This is a genomic window from Pseudidiomarina fusca (genome assembly GCF_032227045.1).
Lineage (GTDB): Bacteria > Pseudomonadota > Gammaproteobacteria > Enterobacterales > Alteromonadaceae > Pseudidiomarina > Pseudidiomarina fusca.
In genome coordinates this window covers 1-778 of sequence record NZ_JANFPJ010000099.1, presented here as the reverse complement: position 1 = coordinate 778, position 778 = coordinate 1, and the positions used below count along the sequence as shown (strand labels likewise).

General features: G+C 44.5%; 1 protein-coding gene. It reads right to left on the bottom strand.

Annotated elements, in window-relative coordinates:
• Positions 1-509: DUF6088 family protein (locus NOG12_RS13235; RefSeq protein ID WP_313933512.1), on the bottom strand; the 509-nt coding region annotated here is incomplete at its 3' end.
• Positions 510-778 lie beyond the last annotated feature (269 nt).

The following is a 778-nucleotide window of genomic DNA, read 5'->3' as shown; positions in this document are numbered from 1 at the left end:
CGCTTAAATACCTTGCGTAACTGCTCTGGCTTGAAGTGCTCTGGCTCCATAACCGAAAGACCCCGAAGAATGATACCCTCAGGTTGGTTTAGCCACTTAAGCTTACTCGATGCGACGTGTTTCACTTCAACAGTTGAATTCCCCACTTTAAATTCACGCGATGGGCCGTTCGTCCAATAAATGGTTCGGGCAGGAGCCTGAGTTTGCAGTCCAATGCGATATGCCGCTTCAAAGCCATTGGAAACAAGTTTGTACCCGTAATTTCTCGCCCAAGCTTTTGCGACCTCTTCTGGGCTGGGCATTACCTTCGCACCCGGTAAGCTTTCTATGGACTTAGGACGAACGTAAAAGCCTTTTGACACACGCACAATCTCGCCTGACTTTGCCAGTCGGCTAAAAGCTTTCTGAACGGCACTTTCCGTACCTAGCTCATAAAATCCCTCTATGGAAAAAGGAACACCTTTTCTCATGCGAGCAATCCGAGACTCAACTTGTGCGGTGATTGACATTGATATAATCCTGACTATGAGATGCTGTGTTGATTAAATATACACCTTTAATTGCCCAATGTACATGGTCATTGATGTCAGGATTGTTTGATCCACCTAACCAATTATTTGGGTAAGGGTAAGACGGTGGCTGTAAATACTTCTAAAGACTCGAGATGCGTACTTTTACCTATGTCGAGTCTATCGACGCAACAGGATTGTTTGTCGATTATTTCGTGTTTTATCGACATGAAAGGCCGTTGGATGAAGTAAAAATATTTGGGTCATAT